Here is a 23685-nt window from a genome sequence, read left to right as displayed (position 1 = left end):
CCTGATCTCCTTAATCGTCGTAAATGGTTGCGATGCACTTCAGCTCGATAGCAATTGGCGTTGGAAGTGAGCTGATCTCGATCGTAGTTCGACAGGGCTGATTGTCCGCGAAGTATTCAGCGTAGACTTTGTTATAGGTCTTAAAGTCATCTTTCATATTGGTCAGGAATACCTGAACGTCGACAAGCTGATCCCAGCTTGAACCTGAATCTTTAAGAATAGTACGGACGTTCTCAAAAACGCTGCGACATTGGGTTTCTATACAGTAGTCTGTGATATTACCCTCACTATCGAGGGTTACACCCGGAATATCTTTAGTGCCTTTCTGACGTGGACCTACACCCGATAAAAATAATAAGTTGCCTGCTCTACGGGCATGAGGATAAAGACCGACTGGCTCTGGAGCGGTCGAAGAAACAAATTTCTGACTCATATAAACCTCTATCTAATCAACTAGCTCACTCTTAAACTCAATAAGGTAAAACGCTTTTCACTCAAATGAAGTAATAAACGTCGGTTAAAGCTAGAATATACTGTTATTTAATAATGAAAATACTAGGAATTACGGGCGCGCGCAAACCGCGCAAAGAAAGGTATGCGTTCTCAATCGAGGATCCATTTGCAGCCACCTTGGTGGGCAAATATAAATCCTGATGTTTTCTGGTGTGGGAAATAGTGCATGGCCCCTTTTATAGCCGAAAAGTCCTTGTTAGGCAAGGGGTAGAGGTCGGACAGGCTGGCACGCCTGCCCTTATACTCTAGGATTAATCTCTGAAATTCTTAAACTGGAATGGTTGTCCAAGCTCTGCCTGTCTGACCAATGCCATGACCTGCTGTAAATCATCTCTCTTCTTGCCAGTGACTCGAACTTCTTCACCCTGTATAGAAGCCTGTACTTTCATTTTAGAATCTTTAATCAGCTTGACGATTTTCTTGGCGATATCTTTCTCGATACCTTGCTTAAAAGTCACTGATTTATAAAAGGTTTTACCGGAGTGCGTTGCTTCGTCAGAAATATCGAGTGCGTTGGTATCGATATTACGTTTGGTGCAACAGCGATAGAAAATATCGATCATCTGGTCAACCTGGAAGTCAGCCTCGGCTGTAACCTTGATGCTATCGCCGGTTTGCTCAAAACTGGCATCCACGCCACGGAAGTCAAAACGGGTGCTCAGCTCACGGTTGGCATTATCGACGGTATTGGTGATTTCGTGCTTGTCGACTTCAGAGACAATATCAAAGGAAGGCATAGTAGGGGCTCTCAATTAATAGCGAATAATAAGCGTATTATAGGCAAAAAAACCGTACAGGCTAGTCAGTTTCAAAGTCAGGGTGTGACTTTTGATGATGAATTGTTAATAATCGATAAACTGAAAATTCGATAATCAGGGGAGAGGTATATGTCTCAACTTGAACATGGTTTCCGTAAAACACTCACTAGCCTACTGGTGGCTACTTCATTATTAGTAGTCGGCTGTCAGCAGGACGAGTCGGCACAGGGTAAGCAAGCAGAGAAAACTCCTGAAGCTGAGAAGGTGGCTCAGACTGTCGAGCCAGTGCAAACAAAAGCAGAAATAAAGCCTGAAACGGTTTTTGATCAGGCGACTACCGCTCTGTTTAAGGCGCGGCCTATGAACGCTTCGATGTATGGCGTCAGCCAAGAGATGGCGGGGGGCTATTACCAGGACAAACTTCCTGATTTTTCTCCTGAGAGCGAAGCTGCTCTTAGAGAGACGTTGCGTATCCATACAAAAACCTTACAGGAATTGAAATCTGATACTGCGCAAGGCGAAGAAAACCGTAAGGTCGTCGCTGATCTGACGCGCTATTATTCTGGCGAGCCCGACTTTGATATTGGCTATATCGATTTATGGATGGGGCATACTCCTTTCATAGTCAGCCAGATCAACGGTCCGGCGATTGATGTACCCAACTTATTACAGAATAACCATCCGATCAAAACGGAACAAAATGCCAAGGACTATCTGGCTCGACTAAGTCAGTTTGGTGATTTTATCAATAGCGTGAACATTAAGGTCAAGGCTGACGCTGAAAAGGGATGGGTTCCTCCTAAGGTTATCGTTAAAGGAGCACTCAATTTCCTGAACGGTTTTGTAAAAGCTAAGCCTGAACAGCATGCGCTGGTGAATAACTTGCGTGACAAACTTGCAAAATTAGAATTGCCGCAGGAAAAGAAGGACAGCATGGTGGCTGAAGCCGTTAAGTTGACTGCTGACACTGTGTACCCGGCCTACAAAACTTTGGCGGCGACTATGGAAGGACTCATGGAACAAGCTCGAGAAGAGTCAGGTATCTGGGCTCAGCCTGAGGGAGCAAAGTTTTATCGTGATGCTGTGCGTCAGTTAGGGGACACTAATCTGACTCCAGAAGAAGTTCATCAGATTGGGCTTGATGAAGTCGAAAGAATTACGACTGAAATGGATGCCATTTTAAAGTCTGAAGGCTATGAAGAAGGTTCTGTCGGTGAGCGTATGGCGGCGCTCAACGAAGAGGAACGTTTCATCTATGAAGATTCAGCTGAAGGTCGTCAGAAATTATTGGACTACCTCAATGAAAAGCTGGATGAAATCAATCAGGTCATGCAGACACAGTTTGCGACCATCCCACCTTATGATGTAGAAATTCGACGCATTCCCGTCGAGCGTCAGGATGGGGCTCCCGGTGGGCAATACACGCCACCGCCACTGGATGGCTCTGAGCCAGGCATTTATTGGATTAATCTGCGTGATATGAAAGCCAACGCCAAGTTTGATCTAAAAACACTGACCTACCATGAAGCAAACCCCGGTCATCACTGGCAGATTGCCCTTAACATGGCACAGGAAAGCCTGCCCATGTTACGCCGTATAGCTCCCTATAATGCCTATGTTGAAGGATGGGCGCTATATTCTGAGTTAGTTGCCTGGGAGATGGGCATGTATAAGGATGACCCGTATGGTGATTTAGGGCGTCTGAAGGCCGAGCTATTCCGAGCGGTTCGTCTGGTGGTGGATACTGGGCTTCACCACAAGAAGTGGACGCGTGAAGAAGCCATTGATTACATGGAAAGCACTACGGGTACAGCCCACTCGGATGTGGTTTCAGAAATTGAGCGTTACATGGTCTGGCCGGGACAGGCGTTGGGTTATAAACTTGGCATGTTGAACATTGTTAACCAGCGTGCAAAAGCAAAAGAGGCGCTGGGCGAGAAGTTTGATATCAAAGAGTTTCATGACTTAGTGCTACTTGGTGGTGCTGTGCCCATGGCGGTGTTGAATGAAAAAATTGCTAAATGGGTAGAGAGTAAGAAGTAACAGCTAGGAACTAAAAAGCCCCGATTATCGGGGCTTTTTTATAACTAATGGCGAATTACTCGTACTAACTATATTTGATACAGACGTTTTTCGTTTCGGTGAAAAAACGCAGTGCTTCCAGGCCGCCTTCACGACCGACGCCTGAGTTTTTGACGCCACCAAAGGGAGTTCTTAAATCACGCAGTAACCAGCAATTCACCCAGACAATACCAGCTTCAATTTGCTTTGCTACGCGATGAGCACGTTTTAAGTCATTGGTCCATATGCTCGAAGCGAGGCCGTACTGTGTTCCGTTTGCTAGAGTCACTGCTTCTTCGTCAGTATCAAACGGCATGATGGTACAGACTGGTCCAAATATTTCTTCCTGGTTGGTGCGACAATCGTTATCTAAACCCTCGATGACGGTGGGCTCAACAAAGTAGCCTTTCTCGCAGCGCCCCTCAAGAGTCACCTGCTTACCGCCGGTCAGGATATTACCGCCTTCTTCTTGAGCGAGCTCAATATAGGAGAGAACTTTTTCCATATGAGGCTTAGATACAAGAGCGCCATGCTGCGTGTCCTCTTGAAGAGGGTCGCCAACTTTCAACGCTTGTACTTTTTGGATAAATGCCTGTTTGAATTTTTCGTAAATCGGTCGTTCAATATAAATACGTGATCCGCAAAGACAGATTTGACCCTGATTGGAGAAGGCTGCGCGTACAACATTGCTTACGGTATCTTCAAAATCACAATCGGCAAATACCAGGGTTGGATTTTTACCGCCAAGTTCCAAGGACAACTTTTTAAACATACCGGCAGTAACTTTACTGATGTGAGCGCCAGTAGAAGTGCCCCCGGTAAAGCTGATGGCCTTGATTTTTGGATGAGTCGTAAGTGGATCTCCGATAGATGGACCATCACCATGCAGTATATTGAGTACACCAGCTGGCAAGCCTGCTTCAATACAGATTTTGGACAATAGGAAAGCTGTCATCGGCGTTACTTCTGACGGTTTTGCAATTACCGCATTACCCGCGGCTAAAGCCGGAGCGATTTTCCAGGTGAATAAATACAATGGCAGGTTCCAGGGAGAGATACAGCCGACTACACCGACAGGATCTCGGAGCGTGTAGTTGATGGCTTCGTCACCCATAGCATGGCTTTCACTGGAAAACTGGGTTATGGCCTGTGCGAAAAAACGAATGTTGGCAGAGGCGCGATAAATATCAACGGCTTTAGCCAGGCTAAAAGGTTTCCCATTATCGATGGCTTCCGCTTTGGCTAACTCATTGGAGTGATCGTCAATCGCATCAGCAACCTTCATTAAGATTTCAGCACGCTTCTCCAGAGAAAGGCCGGCCCATGACGGCTGAACTTTTTCAGCAGCTTCGACTGCCAGCTCTAAATCTTCCGCGGTGGAATTTGGGATTTGGCTGTAGACCTGACCAGTTGCTGGCTCTACGTTGTCCAGATACTTTTTCTTCGCAGGCTCTTTAAGTTCGCCAGCTATATAGTTTTTAATTAACTGCATGGTGAGATCCTTGCTAATCTATAGACAGCTGGTTCGTCCACCGTCTACCGGCAAGTTGATACCTGTAATGTAGCCTGCCGCTGGAGACGCTAAAAAGCCCACAGCGTTAGCAAACTCTTGTGCTGTGCCAAAGCGCTTCATTGGTATAATCGATTTTTCTTCCTGCTCCATTTCTTCAATGGAAACACCTTTCTTCTCCGCTTTATTCTGGATAATCGCTTCTAATCGAACGGTATTAGTAGCTCCCGGTAAAACATTGTTTACCGTAATATTAAATTCACCCAGTTCATTAGCTAACGTTTTAGCCCAGTTAGCAACAGCACCTCGGACAGTATTGGAAACACCTAATCCGTTTAATGGTTGTTTTACTGAGGTAGAGATGACGTTAATGATGCGACCAAAGTGGTCTTCTTTCATACTTGGCAAAGCTAATTTCATTAGCTCATGGTTACAAACCAGATGCTGCTGGAATGCTGCCAGGAAATCTTCGGTATTAGCGCTATTTGCCGGACCGGGAGCTGGTCCACCGGTGTTATTAACCAGAATATGTATGGCTGCCTCTGGAGTCTTTAAAAAGCCCTCTACCGCGTCTTTAACCTGTTCTGGCTTGGTGAAGTCTGCCACTAAAATATGGTGGTCCTGACCTTGTGAGTGATCCAGTTCTTTATGTACCGCTTCTAGTTTTTCTTTGTTTCGGGCCAATAGCACAACATTGGCTCCCTGCTCTGATAGCTGTTTAGCGATAGCTTTGCCCATACCTTGGCTAGAGCCGCAAACCAGTGCGGTTTTTCCAATTAGCGATAAATTCATAGTATTTCTTTTTGTTGCCTAAAAGGAATATTTAAGCATATTTATGGCATGACGGAAATGGTCAAAATATTTAGAGATAGGTCACTTTATTACGACCACTATTTTTAGATTCGTATAGCGCTTTATCCGCACGCGCAAATAAGCTTTTTAAAGGTTCGTTATGGTGAGAGCAGGAAAGTCCTATACTGCAGGTGATGGTTTCGGGCTTTGAAAAGGAATGGCTGGCGACCATACTGCGTAGCTTCTCTGCAAAAATATTGGCATGCTCTGGATCGGTTGCGGGACAGAGAACGGCAAATTCCTCACCTCCCCAGCGGGCTAGAGTATCGGTTTTTCTAATATTATCACTTAGTAGCTTGGCCAGCTCGATGAGGACCTCATCACCTGCCAGATGGCCGTAGTTATCGTTGATACTCTTAAAATGATCGACATCCAGTAATAGAAGGGCAATATGCGCCTTTCCACTTTGATAGTTAACGTAACGTTGTTCCAGGAATTCACGATTATGCAATCCAGTTAATCGATCAGTTTGAGCTTTTCGCTCCAGAGCCGTCTGTTTGATTTTTTGCACTTTGCCGCGAATGACAAATAGAAAACCTAGGGATACCAGTGTAAGAATCAGAGTGACGTAAGTTAATAGTCGATAAGTTACCAGTTTGGATGAGGTATGGGTGGGTGACAGAAAGGTTAAAGTTTTAACCACGGAGTAGACAGAATAGATATCGCCGGAAAAACCACCGTTTAAGTCTCTATAATTTTTTATAAATTGTACAATTTCCCACGATGGAATGGCATCCAGCTTTCCAAGCTCACTAAACATGCGTACTGTCAGGTATGAAGCTTTTAGAGAGTTTATCTGAGACTCACCACGCTCGCTGTATACCTTATCGTTGGTTAGGAAAGTCGTATTTAGCGTGTTTATCATTTCTGGTAGATGAAGAATCTCGGCAACCTTTTCAGGAGTTTCCTGGTTTAGAGGAAGGTAGTGAACACTAATCCAGGCTCTATAGTTATCGTAACTACTGTTTGCTGGCTGGCCGGGGAGGTGAGAGAAAGCTTTTACATCCTTAGACCAGGAGCTTTGTATGAATTGATTGATTTGCTGCTGTTGTTACTTATTCAATAACTTTATCTTATCCAGATGGAGCAAAGTCCTGATAGCAAAAGATGTCGCCTGTACAGTCGACCTTTGCCCAAACTCCGAATAGCCGGGATCCCAGAAGCCACCATCTTCATTTTGATAAGCCAAGATAAGGTTTGCAATGGCATCGGTGTCAACTCGGTCGAGTGCATTTAGCTGCTTTAAGATCATTACCGAATCCATGGTTGCTCGAATATTAACGATGCTATTAGGTAATGCAGAAAAGCCTTTTAAGTTTCCAATTGCATTGCTCGGAGCCTTGTGATTTTTCAGAACAAACTGGATTAAGTTTTCTCGATCAATGTTATCCAAAGCACCAAGCAGATTTAAAGTGTCCACTGCATATCGGGAAAGCCTCAGACTCTCTAAGTTAAGCACAGATGGCTCTGCAAACAGGTCTGGATTATTGACGAAAAACCCCTCAGGGTGCTGTCGTTTCAAGAGTAAACGATTAGTGTCTTCTGCATAGGACGGCGTTTTACCCGGCTGAGGCAAAATACTGTAATGGGAATCAAGTTGACTGTATTTTTGATAAAAAAAGATGGAGAGAACAGCACTGATAAGAGCTATCCAGAAAAGGATGGAGCGTTTACTTTTAAAAAATGGGCCTAAGCTCATTACTTCAGCTTTTCCTTATATGTTATAAGCTAAGGATTCTAAAGTGCCTCAGGCCCAATATATCAAAAAATATGTGAAATTACTTCGTTAAAGCTTGCTCAAACGCTTCCAGCGTTAGCTTAAGCTCTTTATCACCGTGAGCTGCTGATACAAAGCCAGCTTCAAAGGCTGAGGGTGATAAATAGACTCCTTGATCCAGCATAGCGTGATAGAACTTTTTGAATCGGTCCATATCACCGTTAGTTACCTGCTTAAAGTTAGTTACAGTCTCAGCATCGTTAAAGAAGAAACCGAACATGGATCCTACATGGTTGGTGGTAAATGGTATGCCTTTCTGATCAGCAATCTCTCGCATACCTATAACCAGTGCTTCTGTGTAAGCGAACAACGGCTCGTAAAAGCCTGGCTTAGACAGTTCATTCAATGCGGTTAGACCTGCAGCCATGGCAACTGGATTACCGGATAAGGTTCCTGCCTGATAGACCGGGCCAACTGGAGCCAGGTGGTCCATGATCTCTTTTTTACCACCAAAAGCACCGACCGGCATGCCGCCGCCAATAACTTTACCCAGCGTCGTTAGATCCGGCTGGACCTTGTAGTAGCCCTGAGCACCATCTACTCCCATGCGAAAACCAGTCATGACCTCATCAAAAATTAATACGGCACCATACTGATCACATAAAGAGCGAAGTCCTTCGAGGAATCCTTCTGCTGGAGGTATGCAGTTCATGTTGCCCGCGATAGGTTCTACAATAATACAGGCGACATCGTCTTTATTAGCTTTTAAAAGCTCCTCGACACTGTCTAAATTATTAAACTCAGCTGTCAGTGTATGTTTCGCAAAGTCGGCAGGCACACCCGGGGAGGTCGGTTCGCCAAGGGTTAAGGCACCGGAGCCTGCTTTTACCAGTAGGCAGTCAGCATGGCCGTGATAGCACCCTTCAAATTTAATCAGCTTATCTTTACCCGTGTACCCCCTTGCTAACCGGATCGCACTCATTGTCGCTTCGGTACCTGAGTTAACCATGCGAACCATATCGATGGATGGAATGAGCTCACAGATCTTCTCCGCCATCTCGGCTTCAATCTCTGTTGGTGCACCATAACTAAGGCCGCGTTTGGCTGCATCAATGACTGCTTCTAATACAGCAGGGTTATTATGACCCAGTATCATGGGTCCCCAGGATCCGACATAATCCAAATATTGCTTGTTATCGGCTGAAGTAAAGTAAGCACCGTCAGCTGACTTTATGAAAACAGGGGTGCCACCCACTCCAGTAAAGGCTCTGACAGGAGAGTTCACACCGCCAGGAATATGTTCCTGAGCTCGAGTATAAAGTTGTTCAGAAATAGTCATAATGGTCACACTTCTAAAATTAGGAGAATGGTTACCGATGGTCGATTAAGAATGACGTGGTGAGTACCAGTTCATCGGCTTTTCAAATTGAGATAGCTTATCTTCAACTCCAAGTACTAGAGCAAAAAGTGCCATACGGACTTTTACTCCGTAATGCGTCTGGCGGAAAATTGCTAAGTTTGGATTGTCGTTCATGTCTTCACTCAGCTCGTTTGCTTCCGGGCGAGAGTCACGCGGTAGCGGATGCATGATAATGGTATCCTTCGCGCAATACTGTTGATATAAGCTTTGGTTCAGGCAGTATTTACCTCGGTACAAATTAGCTTCTTCCTGTGTGGTAAAGCGCTCTTCCTGGACCCGCGTTAAGTAGATGACATCCTGGTTTTTCAAACCGTAATGGAAGTCCTCTGAAATACTGTAGTTAAGACCAGCATTATCACACGCCTCCAGCACCTTATCTGGCATAGCCAAGGCTTGTGGTGAGATAAAGGTGAACTGAATATTCGGGAAAAGGCAAAGCAGTCTGGTTAGCGAATGTACCGTTCTACCGTTCTTCAGGTCGCCAATCATGGCAATTTTGATAGTGCCCTTGTCCTTACCCAGTGCTTCCAGTTCATTATGAATAGTGTATAGGTCAAGCAGTGCCTGGGTCGGGTGCTCATTGGCACCGTCACCGCCATTGATGACAGGAACATTGCTGCCTCGTGCAAAATCAGCTACCGAACCAATTTCCGGGTGTCTAACCGCAATAACGTCGGCATAGTTCGCAGTGACGCGGGCTGTATCATATAGGGATTCGCCTTTTGACAAAGAGGAAGTCGTCATTCCTACTGTTTCGCGAACATGGCCTCCAAGGAGGTTGAAAGCCGTACCAAAGCTGATTCGGGTTCGCGTGCTGGGTTCAAAGAAAAGATTGGCCAATATGGCTCCGTCAAGCACGTTGCAGCACTTAACACGAGTGGCGTAGGGCGTCATATCATCGGCAACCTGGATAATACGCTCAACCGCATCGCGGTCCAGTTGATCAATGGAAAGTATGTGTTGCCCTTGAAATACCATTCGTTAGTCCAAATCTTATTACTAAGCTACTTGGGACGCAATTCTAACACGAACAATCAGAGATGTTGTCAAATTTGATGCGCTGAAAGTGGAAATTCGCTCAGAAATGCTTAAAATGGGCGCGAAATTGGTGAACGTACGAAATTTAGAGGTCAATGTGGAATATAGAAAGTATCGTTGTTTAGTCTGTGATTTTATTTATGATGAAGAGCAGGGATGGGAAGAAGACGGTATTGCACCCGGTACGCGCTGGGAAGATGTTCCAGATGACTGGTATTGTCCGGACTGTGGTGTGGGCAAGGAAGACTTTGAGTTAATGACTGATGAGTTAAAAAAGAGTCTTTAATTTAATCGGTTCTCTATGAAAAAAGCCTCCATGACGGAGGCTTTTTTATTGGAAGACATTATTTTATAACCTTATCGATATCCGAACTGTCGTGACGCTCTCGTAGTTGCTCATCTTCATCACCCCAGGTTCGGTTAACCAGACGACCTCGCTTCACAGCTTCTCTGTCACCTATCTGCCTGGCCCAGCGCAGTAAATTCTTATAGGACTCAGCCTGTAAAAACTCAACAGCGTCGTAGACATTCCCCAGTACCAGATTGCCGTACCAGGGCCAGATAGCTATATCCGCTATAGAATATTCATCACCTGCCATGAAGTCATTATCGGCAAGGTGCTTATCCAGCACATCCAGCTGACGTTTGGTTTCCATGGTAAATCGATCAATCGCATACTCGATAGGCTCCGGTGCGTATTTATAGAAATGGCCGAATCCGCCACCGACGTAAGGCCCGCTACCCATTTGCCAGAATAGCCATGATAGTGCCTCGGTGCGTTTAGCACTGTCTTTCGGCAACAGATCGTCAAATTTTTCTGCCAGATAGAGCAGAATGGCACCGGATTCAAAGACTCGCTGTGTCGACTGACCGCTTGCTGGAGCATGATCCATTAATGCTGGAATCTTGGAGTTGGGGTTAATGTCGACAAAGTCACTGCCGAACTGATCACCTTCGCTAATATCTATCAGATGTGCGTCATACTCGGCATCCTTATGACCGGAAGCCAAGAGTTCTTCCAGCATGATCGTTACTTTCTGACCGTTTGGCGTCGCAAGTGAATATAGTTGTAATGGATGCTTACCCACAGGGAGCTTGTGCTCATGCCTGGCTCCAGCTGTCGGACGATTAATACTGGCCCACTCGCCACCATTACCAGGGTTCCATTCCCACACTTTTGGAGGTGTATATTGATTATTGTTGCTCATGGTTTATCAGCGTAAGTTCTGCCTATGTTGGCTTGATGATGAAACCATTGAAACGCTACACATATGAGTTGTCAATTTAGGCATGTGAATAACCACTATTAGCCATTCACATGTTAATACTTTTAAGGCTTTTTTAATTCTTTTGAGTACACGCAGGTAACGGCGAGTCGGAACGATAGGCCGATAAGTAATGCCATCAAGCCGACTAATACCGAGTCCGCGGATAATAAACCAAATAATTCCCAGCCTTGTGTGCCCATGGCCCAACCATTGAGTTTATAGTGAAGAACCATCGGTGCTCCAACGAGTAGGATTGGGAAAGCGGTATACAGTAGTTCAAACAGATACGATTTTGGAGAGAGTTCCCCTTCAAGATGAACCCCGCAAAGCTTTAGAAGACCTTTTACCAGTCTATCTCTGAATAAAAACATCGGTAAGAGTAAAACGAGTAAGGGGATAAAGGGGGCGATACTGGCCGGGATATCAGTTTTGGTACTTAACCATGCTGTAAAGCTAGCCCCGAAGTAAGTTACGAAAATAAGAGCCGCCAGTACGAGAACCGCAGTCACCAATATCAAGTTTCTCTCGAAAGTAGTGAGCGGGAAAAGCTTACTCTTATCCCAGTGCTGAGCGGAGAGTTTCAGAATCAACAGTGATGGCACGATGATACCTAGGACTTTTAAGAAACCAAAAGCGAGCCTAATGACGGTTTCTGTTCCTGGTTCAACCGAATCACCAAGGGTAAACATGCCTAATTGAACTTCAACAAAGTGTTGTATACCTTCTATCAGTGCTGGGATGATCCAGAACAATGGTGCAATAAAGAGTAACGTATAGAGTCCTTTGCCAAGGTCCTTGATTATATTCATAGTGTCTTCCCTGTCGATAGTTCAATTAATTATGTCGTAGGGAGTATAGTTGCGAATGGGGTTATCTTCAATTTCCCCGTGATAAGCATCTGTTACAAGATATGAATAGCGGCTTAGAATATAGCTTTTGGTTGTATCATGCTATAACTAGTCAGATCAAAAGTAGAACATTGAATGGAATAAAAAAAAGATTTCCTCGTTATATCAATACAGCGGTTGTTTTTATGTGGTTTAAAGGAGTTTTATTTGTCCCAGGTCAGCTTACAACTTGATGCGCCTTTTCTTGAAGAGCTAGGCCGTAAAAGTCTGGTTTTTGCGTTGCAGCTACTGGGTAATCAGTCTGAGGCTGAGGATGTGGTACAGGCCAGTATCGAAAAGGTTCTATCTCATCCCAAGGCACCGAAAGGTGGTGTTGACCTTCAGAAGTGGCTCTACCGGGTGGTCAGGAATGCTTCCATTGATCGAATCCGACAGCAGTCGCGAGAAACTTCTTTAGATGAAACGGGTGCACTTTTGGAGCCATCAGACTCCATATCGCCAGAAGTTCAGCTTGAGCGAGAGCAGATCAGGCAACGCTTGAGAAGCGCATTACAAACGCTCCCTGTACATCACCGAGAACTGGTGGTGTTGCGAGATTATCATGGCCATAGCTATGATGATATCGCGGAAATATTATCGGTACCCAAAGGTACCGTCATGTCACGACTTCACCGGGCGAGATTGGCGTTACGGGAAGCTCTAAGTGATAAATCCAAAGATACATCATTTGAGACGAGGTAAGTGATGAATCAATGTGAACATATTCAAGAGCTAGTGAGCGGCTATATTGATAACGAGCTCACTCAACAAAAATCGCAGAAGGTCAGGTTACATCTGAAAGAGTGCGACAGCTGCCGAAAAATTTATGATGATCTGATCGCTATTCGACAGGAAATGGGGCAGCTAAGTTACCCGGAATGTGAAGAAAGCAAGATAGAAGCGTTAATGAACGAGCCTACGTCGAAACTGTTCGGTGTTATTGGTTGGCTGTGTCTAACTATCGGCCTGCTCGGTTTTATGATCTGGCAGCTATTCGTTTTTTACACGGAACCTGGAATAGTTACCTGGGTAAAAATTGGCGTGTTATTAATAGAAGTTGGCGTCTTATCATTATTCATCAGCGTTTTAAGACAAAGATTAATTGCCAGAAAAACAGATAAATACAGGAATGTGAAACTATGAGCCATGATATTGAGCTTTACACTTTAGAAGAAGTCCCGGGGTATAAAGTAGAAAAAGTTTTAGGGCTGGTACGAGGAAATACAGTCAGGGCTCGCCACGTCGGCCGAGACATATTGGCCGGATTACGAAATATCGTCGGTGGTGAGGTCAGCGAGTACACCAAATTGATGGCAGAAAGCCGTGAGCAGGCAATTGACCGTATGCTAGATGAAGCCAGAACGTTAGGTGCCAATGCTGTCATCGGTGCGCGTTTCTCTACCTCCATGGTTGCCAGCTCTGCTGCAGAGCTCTTAGTCTTTGGAACGGCTGTGATATTAGTCAAAGAATAATTTCGCCAGGCTGATTTTGTAACATTTCAGCCTTCACATCATCTATACACCGTAAGCCTAATAATTGTATTAGTTAATTGATAGCAGGTGTTATGGTGAAATTGATATACAAGACAATTGCTTTGGGTTCACTGGCCCTGGGGTTAGTGTACTTAGCCTTTCTTTCTCAGAATCCCCAACAGAGAGCCGTTGACAGTGCTCAGCTCGGCAAAGTCCTTGATAGCAGCGATAAAAAATCGCAGGTGACTCAGCACATTGATTCGATTGTTCTTGGTGCTGGATGCTTCTGGGGTGCGGAAAAGCGTTATGCAGCGATTCCCGGCGTGATGGATGCAGTATCAGGTTATGCCGATGGACGTGGTATAGAGCCAAAATACCGTGAAATTATTAAGCCACAATACCGCATGGATCCAAATAACTATGCGGAAGTAGTTAAAGTTACCTTTAATAAGAACCAGGTCAGTCTGGAAGCTATTCTGCAAAACTATTTTGAAGGACATGACCCTACTCAGGTTAATCGTCAGGGCAATGACATCGGTACGCAGTACCGCTCAACAATTCTTACCAATTCACCTGAACAACAGGATATTGCGCAACGTGTTAAAGCGGAATATCAGGTCTTAATGAAAGATGCTGGATATGGGGAGATTGCGACTATCATAAAGCCGTTAGATCAATTCCATCCAGCCGAAGAGTACCACCAGGATTATTTGGTAAAAAATCCCAATGGCTATTGTCCCGATCATTCCACCGGCGTTGTCTTTAATGAAAAGGATAAGGCTCCTCAGGTGGATAATAGCGCGTTACAGCAAGGCAAGCAGATTGTCGTTATTGAGCCGCAGTCCTTCTGCCCTTATTGCGAAAAGTTTAAGGAAAACGTGACCAATGATTATAAAGGAACTATTCCTGTAACCTGGCGTTTTGGAAGCCAGCTTGATGGCTTAAAAATAGAAACAGAAACCTGGGCCACGCCAACCATTTTGTTTTTACAGGATGGTGAAGAGGTATTTGGTCATCAGGGTTATTTAACGCCACAAGAGTTTTATGCGGTATTAGGTAAGTTTAAGTTAGGCGATAGCGAGGCATACGATGTCGCGTTTCAGCAGGGCACCGACAGTCGCTTCTGTAAAGAATACGATATCTTTAAGGATACGCCACCCGGTGTGTTTATCGATAAACTCAGTGGACAACCGCTTTTCGATACTAAAGACAGGTTTAATTCAGGAACCGGTTGGTTATCGTTTACTAAACCTGTCGATGGCTCTGTCACCTACCACGAAGACAATGCCTTTGGCCTGAAGCGGACTGAAATCCGATCCAAGTCTTCTGGAATTCATTTGGGACATGTTTTTGATGATGGTCCTAACGGGCAGCCGAGATATTGCATTAACGCAACAGTGCTGGAGTTCGTGCCTCGCGATAAATCCTGATCGGCATAATTGTTCTCGATTTATTTATGACTTTGCCATAATTGTTGTTTAGTATGATTTAAAATAAAAGTTGACTAAATAACATCATGGAACGGTATAGAGAGTTTTTATACGAATTTATTCTGTTCGGCCTTAAGCAGGCCTATGCCTGTATCTTTGGCGGATTTTTATTATTGGTCATGGTGGTGACCCACTACTGGTATCCAATGGAAAGTCTGCACCGTTACGACTTTATATTTATAGCCGCCATCGTTTTTCAGCTTCTACTGTTAGCCTTTAAACTCGAAACCTTCAAAGAAGCGCTGGTTATTATTGTTTTCCATGTTGTGGCAACAGTCATGGAACTTTTTAAGACCTCCGATGCTATCCAGTCGTGGCACTATCCCGAAGAGTTTATTTTTGGTATTCAAAACGTTCCTCTCTTTACCGGTTTTATGTACAGTGCTGTGGGGAGTTATCTGGCACGCGTATGGCGGATTTTTGATTTCCGCTATTCGAATTATCCCAAGGTATCCTTAACGGTTTTACTGGTGGTCGGGGTTTATATCAACTTCTTCTCCCATCATTTTATATGGGATTTTCGCTGGCTATTATTAGGCTTGGCAGCTGCTCTATTTCACAGCACGCGAATCCATTTTAAGGTGATTAAAACACACAGAAGCATGCCTTTGTTGTTTGGCTGGTTTCTGGTCTCTCTTTTTATCTGGTTTGCGGAGAATATCGCGACCTTCGCCAATATCTGGATCTATCCTAATCAGAGCCAGGGCTGGGAAATGGTGCCGCTGGCTAAACTATCGTCCTGGTACCTGTTGATGTTATTAAGTTTTGTATTAGTAACTTTGGTTAATGGTTTAAGAGAACCTGTAATTAAAACGGCTTCACTACAGCCAGAATAATGGCGCCAAGCAAAATGAGTACAGGAAGTTCATTGAATACACGGAAATAAGTATGGCTTTTGTTACAGCGTCCATCGGCAAATTGTTTCTGATACATACCGCAAACAAAGTGGTAAATGATGAGAAGGATGATTAAGGCCATTTTTGCGTGGAACCATCCCGCTTTCAGATAATATTCCCAATTATAGGAGGCTAGCCATAGACCGAAGATCACTGTCAGAACCATAAAGGGAGTGATGAAACGATACAATTTACGCGCCATAATATTCAGTTGGTTGAAGGCTCCATCATTTTCGGTCTGGGCGAGATTCACAAAGATTCTGGGCAAATAAAAAATTCCAGCGAACCAGGCAACCATAAAAAATAAATGAAATGTTTTGACCCACTGCATGCGTTAACCAACCTGTGTTTTTGAGAAAATATACTGATCTGTAATCATATCTCGGGTAATAATACCGTAAATACGCTCTTCTTTATTATGTGTGATGCGATAGACATAAGCCGCTGAAATTTTACGTTGTTCCATCTTATCGTAGGCTTCTTCCAGCGTTGCCTGTAAGTCGATGGCTACCAGCTCCTGGCGATTAGCTGGAATGTCCATCAGGTTAATGACATCTGGTTCACTGTCAACCTGCTGGCTTTGTTCTTCCATTTCCTCTGAAAACTCTTCCGACGGAGTTTTCTTTTTAGCACTTTTCTTTTCTGTCTGTTCTTCTTTTTCAATAAGGTATCGACCCAGGTCACTCGCAACCATTAGAGAAATAACTTCCTCCTGATCATTTTTGATCAAAATCCAACGGGGTTTTTCTTGTAATGCAATTGAGATTTCTTGAGCTGTAGCCTTAGTTTTTAAATAGGTGATACTGCGAGTCATAACCCCTGCAACACCAATACTACGCAAAACCTGCTTCATTGGGCTGACTTTAAGCCGCATTCCACGATCGGTCATTTGAGTTTCCCAGTAGGACTCACGTTTAAACAGCTGACTTACGACCAGGTTGCTGATTACGATTGAAAACATCCCCGGCAAGAGAATATTGGGATTATTGGTTAGTTCTAGTAAAGCCATCAGTGCAGCCAGGGGAGCTTGAAGAACCGCACCCATCAGCGTTGCCATGCCGATGATGGCATAAAAGCCTTCGTAGCTAGCGTGATCTGGGAATACTTCGCCACCCAGATTTCCCATAGCGCCACCAAGCATGGCGCCCATAAATAGAGTAGGGCCTAGTACTCCCCCGGTAATGATAACCCGGAGCAGATTATGGTCGCCAAAAATTTTCCGGCAAGACTCAGTGCTAATATTGAGAGCAGCAGTTCGCCGTGTAACGAAGCATTAACAGTGTCATAGCCAATACCCATAACTTCTGGAACGCCTAAAGCGATAATGCCAACGCTGGTTCCAGCAACAGTGGTCTTTATCCAGACGGGCCAGTCTCGCGAATGTTTGCGTACCTGGCTAGTGAAATAGATAAATAAGCTGGCAACGATTCCACTGATGAAACCTAGCAGCAAAAAGTAGGGCATCTCCCATAGAGACTGTACGTCCATTGCCGATGGGACGCTGAAAGAGGGATCTGAGCCAAAAAAGATGCGACTCATTACGGCGCCTGAAACCGACGCCAAGATGATCGGAATAAAGCTGGCCACAGCATATTCCATCATCACCACTTCCATGGCAAAGATGACGCCGGCCAAGGGAGTGTTGAAGTTTGCGGAGATAGCCGCTGCGCAACCACAGCCAACCAGAATGCGAATACTGTTATTTGGCAGTTTAATTTTCTGGCCAATGTAACTGCCGGTGGCTGAGCCGAGATGTATCCCGGGGCCTTCACGACCTACGGATTGACCCGAGGCAATTGTTAATCCACCGATAAAAAACTGAACAATGGCATTTTTCGGTGGTAAATGTCCTTGGTGGTAAGCCATGCGCTCCAGTACGTGCGATACACCGACTCGTCGTGTCTCTGGGTTTAACTGCTGTAGCAGTAGGCCCACTATTAAGCCACCTATAGATGGAAGGAGTAATTTCAGTAACCAGCTGGCATTTTCGAAGTCATTGGTACCGGACTGATCGGTTGCCCAAAGAACGTAGGAACTTTCAGTGAAATAGCGAAAAAGAATGTTGGAACCACCGGCCAAAATACCGCAGATCAAACCAATAACGGCCATCAATGCAAGCGCATCAAAGCCTCCAAGGCGTAATCTAAGGCGGTCAATCAGTGTCATTCGTCACTCTGTATTGTGAATACTTCTGTTCCCTTCGGCTACAAATTCTGTTTTAATGCGACAGAAGTACCGACTTTGGTAGTAATATTAGCCAATGTCATCAACGACTTACATAATAAGAAAGTGTGACTCAAAGAACAAACGATTTCAATGATTTATGGCTAAAGATCCGAATCAACCAGATTATATAATTCGAAAAAGGCGAAGTGGCACCTGGTATTGGGCCTGGGCACTCGTCATATTATTTTTATTAGTTGCTGCAATGATCTTTGGCTACTGGTTGAACAAGCGCCAGCATGGCATGTCAGTGACTGTCCAGGAACGCTTTGACGAATTGCAAGAACGTTTGACAGAGGCTGAGGCCGGTCAAACCCACTGGCAACAACAGTACCAGATAGAGCACGAAATTACTCAGCAACTTAAAACTGAGCTAGACAAGCTGCATCGGCAAAAACGAGGTTTAGAAAAAGAGCGCGAAGCGTTGCAAAGAATTTTTGATCCCGATGCGGTAGACTCGGGTCTGCAAATCGCCAGTATGTACTGGGAAGAAGCACAATCTAATGTATTTCAATACCGCTTGATGCTAATTCAGGCCAAGCGACAAAGTGATAGCCTTAAAGGAAATATCAAAATCTCTATAGTTGGCGAGGAAGCTGGGGAGAGAAAAAGCTATGACTTTGATGCCCTGAATGGGACTGACAGTCAGAACGGTAAATTTGATTTTACTTATGTGTCGAGCCATACCGGAAGCTTTGAAGTGCCGGATGGTTTCAAACCAAGTTTTATCAGAGTCGTCGTGGCCACAGCGGGGCGAAATGCGCAGTCGGTTCTTCAGGACTTTACCTGGAAACCTATTAATTCAAGCAATGAGGTTGATGTAACGAATGCGAAAGAACAAACGTAAATCTAATAATGTGGATACGTTAATTGCTGATGGAACCTGCATTAATGGAGATTTAACCTTCTCCGGTGCACTATTTGTGGATGGTGAAATTACCGGTGAAGTGAAAGGTGATACAGACAAGCAGTCTGTCTTATCTATTGGAGTACATGGCAAAATTAAAGGCAATATTTCAACGCCTTATGCAGTTATTTTTGGTCAGGTGGACGGTGATGTATACGTCACAGAGAAAATAGATCTAAAGCCTGGCGCTAAAATCAATGGCGACCTGTACTACAAAGTTATAGAGATGAATGCCGGTGCAGAAGTAAACGGCAAAATGGTCGTTGTTGGTGATCCTAAGGCTCTCGAACATAAGTCAGAAGAGTCTCAGAATAAGGAAATGCAAGAACCACAGGCTGAAAACGAACAACAGTCAGTGGAAGCTGAGCCAGCAAAAGCATAAGTCTGGACTTGATATATTGCGAACTGCCCCCCATCTTCGGGTATAATAATAGGGTGTTCGATTAAATAGGTGACTGTATGTCAATTACCGTAACGGAAGCTGCAAGCAAAAAAGTCCAACAGTTGATTCAGGAAGAAGAAAACCAGGACTTGAAATTGCGTGTGTTTGTCACAGGTGGTGGCTGCTCAGGCTTTCAGTATGGCTTCACATTTGATGAAGAGCAGAAAGAAAATGATATGGCAATTGAGCAGGATGGCGTTAAAATCCTGATCGACTCGCTAAGCTTTCAGTATCTAATGGGCTCTGAGGTGGATTATACCGAAGGGTTGCAGGGATCCCGTTTTATCATTAATAATCCACAGGCAAAGACTACCTGTGGTTGTGGTTCTTCATTCTCAATATAAAAAGTAGCGTACTTAGCTTGCCTGCTGAGTGCGCGCACTCTTTTTATCCTCAAACATTTTCCGATCCGCTTCCTTTAAAATATCATCTTTGGTTACGAGATAAGGTGTGTGTAATGCATTATATTCTGCATATCCTGCACTGCAGCTTACTTTCAAAGTGGTTCCGTCATATTCATACGGGAAAGAGACTGCTTGCTTTAAACGTTTAATTAAGTGGATGATTTCCAGAGAGGAGTATCGTTTAGGATGTTCCAGTAAAATCAAAAACTCATCGCCACCAACGCGACATAAAGTATCTCCCCCTCGAGTGATGCTGAGTAACTGGTTTGCGACATGCTTGAGAATCTGATCTCCTGCATGGTGTCCATAGTTATCGTTTACCTGCTTGAATGAATTCAAGTCAATATTAATCAAGTATACCCAGGAGTCATGGCGTTTTGAGCGCTCCATTGCCTGCTCAATCAGCTGTTGAAAAACACGGGTGTTATATAAGCCGGTGAGGCTGTCCTGTTCCGCAAGAATGGTTATCTCAATTTGCTGCTTTTCTAATTTTTGAAGCATACTTCTAGCGCTGTTATAGAGTGTACCCACTACGAGTACGGTCAGTGATAAAGGAAGTAAAGCTCCTATAATTGCGGTTGCCCATCCAGCTATGGATGTTACATAGCTCCCAGGCTCTACGGCAAGCTGCAGTTTACCAGTAATATATAGGACTCCAATGATAGTGCAGTAGAGACAAAACAGGACTGCGGATATGGCCCCAAATTTACTGCCATAGTACAGAGTAATAAAAATAATTCCCAATACTGACCATATAAAACCATTGCCCATCAACCCCCAGTTGTATACGCCAAATGTGGAAATCAATAGTGATAGCAGTAATAGATAGTTGAGTTTTAGTTTGATGGAGAAATGCCTACGCCGAAGAGCGAAAAATACTAAGCTGGCGCTGACTGCGATATGTAACACCATGCTTGGTTGGAATCCCGAAATGGTGACCCGGCTAACTGAAGCCAGGGCTGCGGGAATGGCGCATACTGCTAAAACAATTAAAATCTTATTGATGGATCGTTCTAATACACGCTCCCATCCTCTTATTTGATTGATGTCATTTAGCAGTTTCATTGAACAAGTATGCCAAATTTAATGCAAATGTGCATTAAATAAGCAATTTTACAGCAGGAAGGTGATCAGGGGTGGTAAATGCCGCCTATAATCGTATTCTCTCTGGCTCCCGTAATGCTCTTAAGATCTACGGTCTCACGATTGAGGGTTTGGCGAGCAAACCAGGCAAAAGCCATAGCCTCAACCCAGTCAGGGTTAATTCCCAGCACATCTGTTGTTTCGACTTTTATCGGCAGTAACAATTCTTGCAGACGGCCAAGAAGGGCTTTGTTATGGGCGCCACCTCCGCAGATATAAACAGTACCTAACGAAATGTAGCGTGTAATATCCTTGTAGACAGTAAGGGCTGTCAGCTCAAGCAAAGTTCTTTGGACATCTTCTGGAGCATAGCTTGCTTTTATATAGGGCTCTAGCCAATCCAGATTAAAATATTCACAGCCAGTGCTTTTCGGAGCCAGTGTATCAAAGTAAGCCTCACTCAATAAGTCATCGAGGAGCGGCTGTATGATGCTCCCGGTCAAAGCCCATTGCCCCTGCTTATCATAGGCAAGTCCCTGATGTTTGTTAATCCACTGATCCATCAGGGTGTTCGCGGGACCCGTGTCAAAGCCAATAGTATCTTTACCTTGTCTGAGTACAGTAACATTAGCTATCCCGCCCAGATTAACTACGGCCCTTAACTCACTCTCATCAGCAAAAAAAGCCTGGTGGAAGGCTGGTGCAAATGGCGCTCCCTGACCACCGAATGCCATATCTTTACGTCTAAAATCAGCAACGGTTGTAATGCCAGTCTGGGCAGCGATGATATTGGCGTCACCGATTTGAAGAGTAAAGGGATGATCAGCCTTAGGGCGATGGCGAACAGTTTGGCCATGACTCCCAATACCTACAATATCTCTGGCTTCACAAGGACTGTTCTCTAATAAAAGCTTTACCGCTTCAGCGAAATACTGTCCAACCTGGTGATCAAGTCGACCAAGCTGATCAATGCTATCACCTTGATATTGCAGTTTGCCGAATTTAAGGAGTTCATCTTGTAGAGACTGAGGATACGGAAGACTGAGGGTATTCAGTAGGTTTATTGACCTTCGGGATGAGCTGCTGATATCACAGAGAACAGCATCGATAGCATCGACGCTGGTCCCTGATATCAGTCCAATATAAAGTGCCACTTAAAGGTTCGACCAATATTATTTTTGTAGTTTGCTTGAAGAACCACTATTGACGACAGACTCTTCTTCATTCAATCGAGCGAAGTAAGTTGTACGTTCTGTTTCTAAGCGCTTCATCAGAGGTTTTGAGTGTTCCTGGAATCGAGCCATCTCAGTTTTTGGCACTGGAGCTGCTTGAGGAAGCTGAACTGTGCGTGGATTACGATGCACGCCGTTAACCACAAACTCATAATGTAAATGAGGAGCCTGTGACATACCGGTTGAGCCGACATAACCAATGATTTGCCCCTGCTTCACTCGCTCACCCGTTCTAACGGCTCTCTTCGAGAAGTGCAGATATTTAGTCGTAATGTTGCCACCGTGTTGGATGAAAACATAGTTACCGTTAAAGCGGTTATAGCTTGACTTTACAACGCGTCCATCACCTGCAGATCTTACTGGAGTGCCAATGGGTGCTCGGTAGTCTGTTCCTCTGTGAGGCTTAACCCGCTTTTGGATTGGGTGGAAGCGTTTCGGATTAAAATTTGAACTGACGTAGTTAAATTTCAAAGGTGCACGAAGGAACGATTTACGAACCGCCTTACCTTCTGGGGTGTAATAAGCTGTACGGTTATTTGTATCGGTATAACGTACTGCGGCAAAGTGGTCGCCCATATTGTTAAACTCTGCCGAAAGAATATTGCCGTAGCCTACTTTCTCGCCATCAATATATTTCTCTTCATAGAGTACTGAAAAGCTGTCTCCTTTACGGATCTCAAGAGCGAAATCAATGTCATATTCGAAAACGCCAGCCAGTTCCATAATAACGCCGTCAGGTAAGCCTGCATTTTTGCCTGCTATATAAAAGCTACTATCAATGGTTGCTGTAGCGAAACGCTGCTTGAACTCGATGGGTTTCTTATCCAGCTTAACATCAAACTCTTTATCGCCAGCTTTGGTTATGACAAGAGTGTCACTGGAGTTAAACGGGTAGCGTAAGCCATAGAATCCATTATCAGTTTTAGCAAATTCCAGCTTATGGCCAGGGCGAATCTTCTTTAGGATTTCAACTTGCTCATCCGCTCGCATCATGTAGTGCAAATCTTTTGAGCTGAAACCCATTTTTTTGAATATTTTGGCTAAGCTTTCGCCTTTAGCAACGGTGACACTTTCCCAGTCAATTCTTGGACCAGTAGTGTTTTTGACAAAGTTTTTAATCGCATCGGTTGCTTTTGTTAATTCTTGGGATGCTTTATCTCTATCAATGGCTTCAGGCTCAGCTTGTTGGGCAGATATCTGCTCATTACTCTCAAGTTCACCCTTTACTGAGTTTGAGCTGTCAGTTGCTGACTGCTGGCTGTCAACAGTAAGAGTGCCTTCTGTTCCGTCCTGTGATATCTGAAGAGTTAACGTTTCTTGTGGGTTTTCTTGAGCTGTTGACTCTTCTGCTGGAGTCATTGCGAGATAGGATACTGCCGCGAACACAACCGACAGCGCTGAGATCGTAATGATCATGCTCTTTCGTCGGCTCTTTTTCTTGGCAAACAGAGGCTTCCCTCTGCTTAAACCTTTGTAGTCACGGTTTATCATAGTAGTTAAAAAATGAGGTTG

The 23685-nt window shown here is 44.5% G+C and carries 25 protein-coding genes and 1 pseudogene; 10 read left to right on the top strand and 16 right to left on the bottom strand.

Annotation, left to right across the window (positions count from 1 at the left end):
• Positions 1-10: 10 nt before the first annotated feature.
• Complete coding sequence (locus KS2013_RS10300) at positions 11-433, bottom strand: RidA family protein (RefSeq protein WP_068993445.1); 423 nt, start codon at positions 431-433, stop codon at positions 11-13.
• 331 nt (positions 434-764) lie between these two features.
• The gene (locus tag KS2013_RS10295; RefSeq protein ID WP_068993442.1) at positions 765-1250 is read right to left on the bottom strand and encodes a YajQ family cyclic di-GMP-binding protein; all 486 of its coding nucleotides are present in this window, start codon (positions 1248-1250) and stop codon (positions 765-767) included.
• Between the two features lie 150 nt (positions 1251-1400).
• On the opposite strand from KS2013_RS10295, the gene KS2013_RS10290 reads away from it, so the two are divergent.
• Positions 1401-3314 carry a DUF885 domain-containing protein gene (locus KS2013_RS10290; protein ID WP_068993439.1) on the top strand — a complete coding sequence of 638 codons (1914 nt, stop codon included), beginning with the start codon at positions 1401-1403 and terminating at the stop codon, positions 3312-3314.
• Positions 3315-3378: 64 nt separating this feature from the next.
• Here the strand turns inward: KS2013_RS10290 and KS2013_RS10285 are convergent, their stop codons facing one another.
• The 6 genes from KS2013_RS10285 to KS2013_RS10260 all read right to left on the bottom strand — a co-directional run bounded on the left by KS2013_RS10285 (position 3379) and on the right by KS2013_RS10260 (position 9809).
• Positions 3379-4824 (bottom strand): aldehyde dehydrogenase, encoded by a 1446-nt coding sequence (locus KS2013_RS10285; RefSeq protein WP_068993436.1) that lies wholly within the window; start codon positions 4822-4824, stop codon positions 3379-3381.
• 18 nt (positions 4825-4842) lie between these two features.
• Entirely contained in the window at positions 4843-5634 is a 792-nt protein-coding gene (locus KS2013_RS10280) for an SDR family oxidoreductase (RefSeq protein ID WP_068993431.1), read from the bottom strand.
• Between the two features lie 70 nt (positions 5635-5704).
• Positions 5705-6559, bottom strand: coding sequence for a GGDEF domain-containing protein (locus KS2013_RS10275; RefSeq protein ID WP_068993427.1), 855 nt, complete (start codon positions 6557-6559; stop codon positions 5705-5707).
• 186 nt (positions 6560-6745) lie between these two features.
• The gene (locus tag KS2013_RS10270) at positions 6746-7393 is read right to left on the bottom strand and encodes a prenyltransferase/squalene oxidase repeat-containing protein (RefSeq protein WP_068993422.1); all 648 of its coding nucleotides are present in this window, start codon (positions 7391-7393) and stop codon (positions 6746-6748) included.
• A gap of 79 nt (positions 7394-7472) precedes the next feature.
• Positions 7473-8750 (bottom strand): glutamate-1-semialdehyde 2,1-aminomutase, encoded by a 1278-nt coding sequence (hemL, locus tag KS2013_RS10265; RefSeq protein WP_068993420.1) that lies wholly within the window; start codon positions 8748-8750, stop codon positions 7473-7475.
• A gap of 45 nt (positions 8751-8795) precedes the next feature.
• Entirely contained in the window at positions 8796-9809 is a 1014-nt protein-coding gene (locus KS2013_RS10260) for an aspartate carbamoyltransferase (protein ID WP_068993417.1), read from the bottom strand.
• 157 nt (positions 9810-9966) lie between these two features.
• Here KS2013_RS10260 and KS2013_RS10255 point away from each other — a divergent pair, with 157 nt between their 5' ends.
• Positions 9967-10155, top strand: coding sequence for a rubredoxin (locus tag KS2013_RS10255; RefSeq protein ID WP_068994541.1), 189 nt, complete (start codon positions 9967-9969; stop codon positions 10153-10155).
• A 58-nt stretch (positions 10156-10213) separates the two neighbouring features.
• Here KS2013_RS10255 and yghU read toward each other — a convergent pair whose 3' ends face one another.
• Together yghU and KS2013_RS10245 are read right to left on the bottom strand one after the other, a co-directional pair.
• Complete coding sequence (gene yghU / locus KS2013_RS10250) at positions 10214-11077, bottom strand: glutathione-dependent disulfide-bond oxidoreductase (RefSeq protein ID WP_068993413.1); 864 nt, start codon at positions 11075-11077, stop codon at positions 10214-10216.
• A 122-nt stretch (positions 11078-11199) separates the two neighbouring features.
• On the bottom strand, positions 11200-11946 hold the full coding sequence (locus KS2013_RS10245; RefSeq protein ID WP_068993411.1) for a hypothetical protein: 747 nt from the start codon (positions 11944-11946) through the stop codon (positions 11200-11202).
• Between the two features lie 246 nt (positions 11947-12192).
• Between KS2013_RS10245 and KS2013_RS10240 the strand changes: the two genes are divergently transcribed.
• The 5 genes from KS2013_RS10240 to KS2013_RS10220 all read left to right on the top strand — a co-directional run bounded on the left by KS2013_RS10240 (position 12193) and on the right by KS2013_RS10220 (position 15822).
• Positions 12193-12726 (top strand): RNA polymerase sigma factor, encoded by a 534-nt coding sequence (locus KS2013_RS10240; RefSeq protein WP_068993408.1) that lies wholly within the window; start codon positions 12193-12195, stop codon positions 12724-12726.
• 3 nt (positions 12727-12729) lie between these two features.
• Complete coding sequence (locus KS2013_RS10235; RefSeq protein WP_068993407.1) at positions 12730-13167, top strand: anti-sigma factor family protein; 438 nt, start codon at positions 12730-12732, stop codon at positions 13165-13167.
• A complete protein-coding gene (locus KS2013_RS10230; RefSeq protein ID WP_068993406.1) occupies positions 13164-13496 on the top strand; it encodes a YbjQ family protein in 333 nt (110 codons plus the stop codon). Before KS2013_RS10235 ends, KS2013_RS10230 begins: the two co-directional genes overlap by 4 nt.
• A 92-nt stretch (positions 13497-13588) precedes the next feature.
• Entirely contained in the window at positions 13589-14926 is a 1338-nt protein-coding gene (msrA, locus tag KS2013_RS10225) for a peptide-methionine (S)-S-oxide reductase MsrA (protein WP_083217833.1), read from the top strand.
• A gap of 86 nt (positions 14927-15012) precedes the next feature.
• The gene (locus tag KS2013_RS10220) at positions 15013-15822 is read left to right on the top strand and encodes a DUF817 domain-containing protein (protein ID WP_068993405.1); all 810 of its coding nucleotides are present in this window, start codon (positions 15013-15015) and stop codon (positions 15820-15822) included.
• On the opposite strand, the gene KS2013_RS10215 is transcribed toward KS2013_RS10220, so the two are convergent.
• The 3 genes and pseudogenes from KS2013_RS10215 to KS2013_RS12080 form a co-directional block, all read right to left on the bottom strand.
• Positions 15794-16213, bottom strand: a complete 420-nt coding sequence (locus KS2013_RS10215; protein WP_068993400.1) for a CopD family protein — start codon at positions 16211-16213, stop codon at positions 15794-15796. The genes KS2013_RS10220 and KS2013_RS10215 overlap by 29 nt on opposite strands.
• A gap of 3 nt (positions 16214-16216) precedes the next feature.
• Complete coding sequence (locus KS2013_RS12165) at positions 16217-16423, bottom strand: CBS domain-containing protein (RefSeq protein WP_228703784.1); 207 nt, start codon at positions 16421-16423, stop codon at positions 16217-16219.
• A gap of 447 nt (positions 16424-16870) precedes the next feature.
• Positions 16871-17991: pseudogene (locus tag KS2013_RS12080) on the bottom strand (chloride channel protein); the annotation flags it as partial.
• Positions 17992-18205: 214 nt separating this feature from the next.
• Between KS2013_RS12080 and KS2013_RS10205 the strand changes: the two are divergent.
• From KS2013_RS10205 to erpA, 3 genes are all read left to right on the top strand, one after another.
• Positions 18206-18952, top strand: a complete 747-nt coding sequence (locus tag KS2013_RS10205) for a DUF6776 family protein (protein ID WP_068993395.1) — start codon at positions 18206-18208, stop codon at positions 18950-18952.
• On the top strand, positions 18933-19394 hold the full coding sequence (locus KS2013_RS10200; protein WP_068993392.1) for a bactofilin family protein: 462 nt from the start codon (positions 18933-18935) through the stop codon (positions 19392-19394). Before KS2013_RS10205 ends, KS2013_RS10200 begins: the two co-directional genes overlap by 20 nt.
• 77 nt (positions 19395-19471) lie before the next feature.
• Positions 19472-19798, top strand: coding sequence for an iron-sulfur cluster insertion protein ErpA (gene erpA, locus KS2013_RS10195; RefSeq protein WP_156768993.1), 327 nt, complete (start codon positions 19472-19474; stop codon positions 19796-19798).
• 12 nt (positions 19799-19810) lie between these two features.
• On the opposite strand, the gene KS2013_RS10190 is transcribed toward erpA, so the two are convergent.
• The 3 genes from KS2013_RS10190 to KS2013_RS10180 form a co-directional block, all read right to left on the bottom strand.
• A complete protein-coding gene (locus tag KS2013_RS10190; protein WP_068993386.1) occupies positions 19811-20923 on the bottom strand; it encodes a GGDEF domain-containing protein in 1113 nt (370 codons plus the stop codon).
• 65 nt (positions 20924-20988) lie between these two features.
• A complete protein-coding gene (locus KS2013_RS10185) occupies positions 20989-22095 on the bottom strand; it encodes an anhydro-N-acetylmuramic acid kinase (RefSeq protein ID WP_068993383.1) in 1107 nt (368 codons plus the stop codon).
• A gap of 18 nt (positions 22096-22113) precedes the next feature.
• Positions 22114-23589, bottom strand: coding sequence for a peptidoglycan DD-metalloendopeptidase family protein (locus tag KS2013_RS10180; protein WP_228703666.1), 1476 nt, complete (start codon positions 23587-23589; stop codon positions 22114-22116).
• Positions 23590-23685 lie beyond the last annotated feature (96 nt).

The organism is Kangiella sediminilitoris, assembly GCF_001708405.1.
Classification (GTDB): domain Bacteria; phylum Pseudomonadota; class Gammaproteobacteria; order Enterobacterales; family Kangiellaceae; genus Kangiella; species Kangiella sediminilitoris.
Note: the sequence above shows the minus strand (reverse complement) of the source record. Positions and strands in the feature narration are given on the sequence as shown.

Excerpts from the sequence above, each read along its gene's own strand:
- KS2013_RS10300 (WP_068993445.1), bottom strand. The coding sequence starts at position 433 with ATGAGTCAGAAATTTGTTTCTTCGACCGCTCCAGAGCCAGTCGGTCTT.
- KS2013_RS10295 (WP_068993442.1), bottom strand. The coding sequence starts at position 1,250 with ATGCCTTCCTTTGATATTGTCTCTGAAGTCGACAAGCACGAAATCACC.
- KS2013_RS10290 (WP_068993439.1), top strand. The coding sequence starts at position 1,401 with ATGTCTCAACTTGAACATGGTTTCCGTAAAACACTCACTAGCCTACTG.
- KS2013_RS10285 (WP_068993436.1), bottom strand. The coding sequence starts at position 4,824 with ATGCAGTTAATTAAAAACTATATAGCTGGCGAACTTAAAGAGCCTGCG.
- KS2013_RS10280 (WP_068993431.1), bottom strand. The coding sequence starts at position 5,634 with ATGAATTTATCGCTAATTGGAAAAACCGCACTGGTTTGCGGCTCTAGC.
- KS2013_RS10275 (WP_068993427.1), bottom strand. The coding sequence starts at position 6,559 with ATGATAAACACGCTAAATACGACTTTCCTAACCAACGATAAGGTATAC.
- KS2013_RS10270 (WP_068993422.1), bottom strand. The coding sequence starts at position 7,393 with ATGAGCTTAGGCCCATTTTTTAAAAGTAAACGCTCCATCCTTTTCTGG.
- hemL (WP_068993420.1), bottom strand. The coding sequence starts at position 8,750 with ATGACTATTTCTGAACAACTTTATACTCGAGCTCAGGAACATATTCCT.
- KS2013_RS10260 (WP_068993417.1), bottom strand. The coding sequence starts at position 9,809 with ATGGTATTTCAAGGGCAACACATACTTTCCATTGATCAACTGGACCGC.
- yghU (WP_068993413.1), bottom strand. The coding sequence starts at position 11,077 with ATGAGCAACAATAATCAATATACACCTCCAAAAGTGTGGGAATGGAAC.
- KS2013_RS10245 (WP_068993411.1), bottom strand. The coding sequence starts at position 11,946 with ATGAATATAATCAAGGACCTTGGCAAAGGACTCTATACGTTACTCTTT.
- KS2013_RS10235 (WP_068993407.1), top strand. The coding sequence starts at position 12,730 with ATGAATCAATGTGAACATATTCAAGAGCTAGTGAGCGGCTATATTGAT.
- KS2013_RS10230 (WP_068993406.1), top strand. The coding sequence starts at position 13,164 with ATGAGCCATGATATTGAGCTTTACACTTTAGAAGAAGTCCCGGGGTAT.
- msrA (WP_083217833.1), top strand. The coding sequence starts at position 13,589 with ATGGTGAAATTGATATACAAGACAATTGCTTTGGGTTCACTGGCCCTG.
- KS2013_RS10220 (WP_068993405.1), top strand. The coding sequence starts at position 15,013 with ATGGAACGGTATAGAGAGTTTTTATACGAATTTATTCTGTTCGGCCTT.
- KS2013_RS10215 (WP_068993400.1), bottom strand. The coding sequence starts at position 16,213 with ATGCAGTGGGTCAAAACATTTCATTTATTTTTTATGGTTGCCTGGTTC.
- KS2013_RS12165 (WP_228703784.1), bottom strand. The coding sequence starts at position 16,423 with ATGGACATTCCAGCTAATCGCCAGGAGCTGGTAGCCATCGACTTACAG.
- KS2013_RS10205 (WP_068993395.1), top strand. The coding sequence starts at position 18,206 with ATGGCTAAAGATCCGAATCAACCAGATTATATAATTCGAAAAAGGCGA.
- KS2013_RS10200 (WP_068993392.1), top strand. The coding sequence starts at position 18,933 with ATGCGAAAGAACAAACGTAAATCTAATAATGTGGATACGTTAATTGCT.
- erpA (WP_156768993.1), top strand. The coding sequence starts at position 19,472 with ATGTCAATTACCGTAACGGAAGCTGCAAGCAAAAAAGTCCAACAGTTG.
- KS2013_RS10190 (WP_068993386.1), bottom strand. The coding sequence starts at position 20,923 with ATGAAACTGCTAAATGACATCAATCAAATAAGAGGATGGGAGCGTGTA.
- KS2013_RS10180 (WP_228703666.1), bottom strand. The coding sequence starts at position 23,589 with ATGATCATTACGATCTCAGCGCTGTCGGTTGTGTTCGCGGCAGTATCC.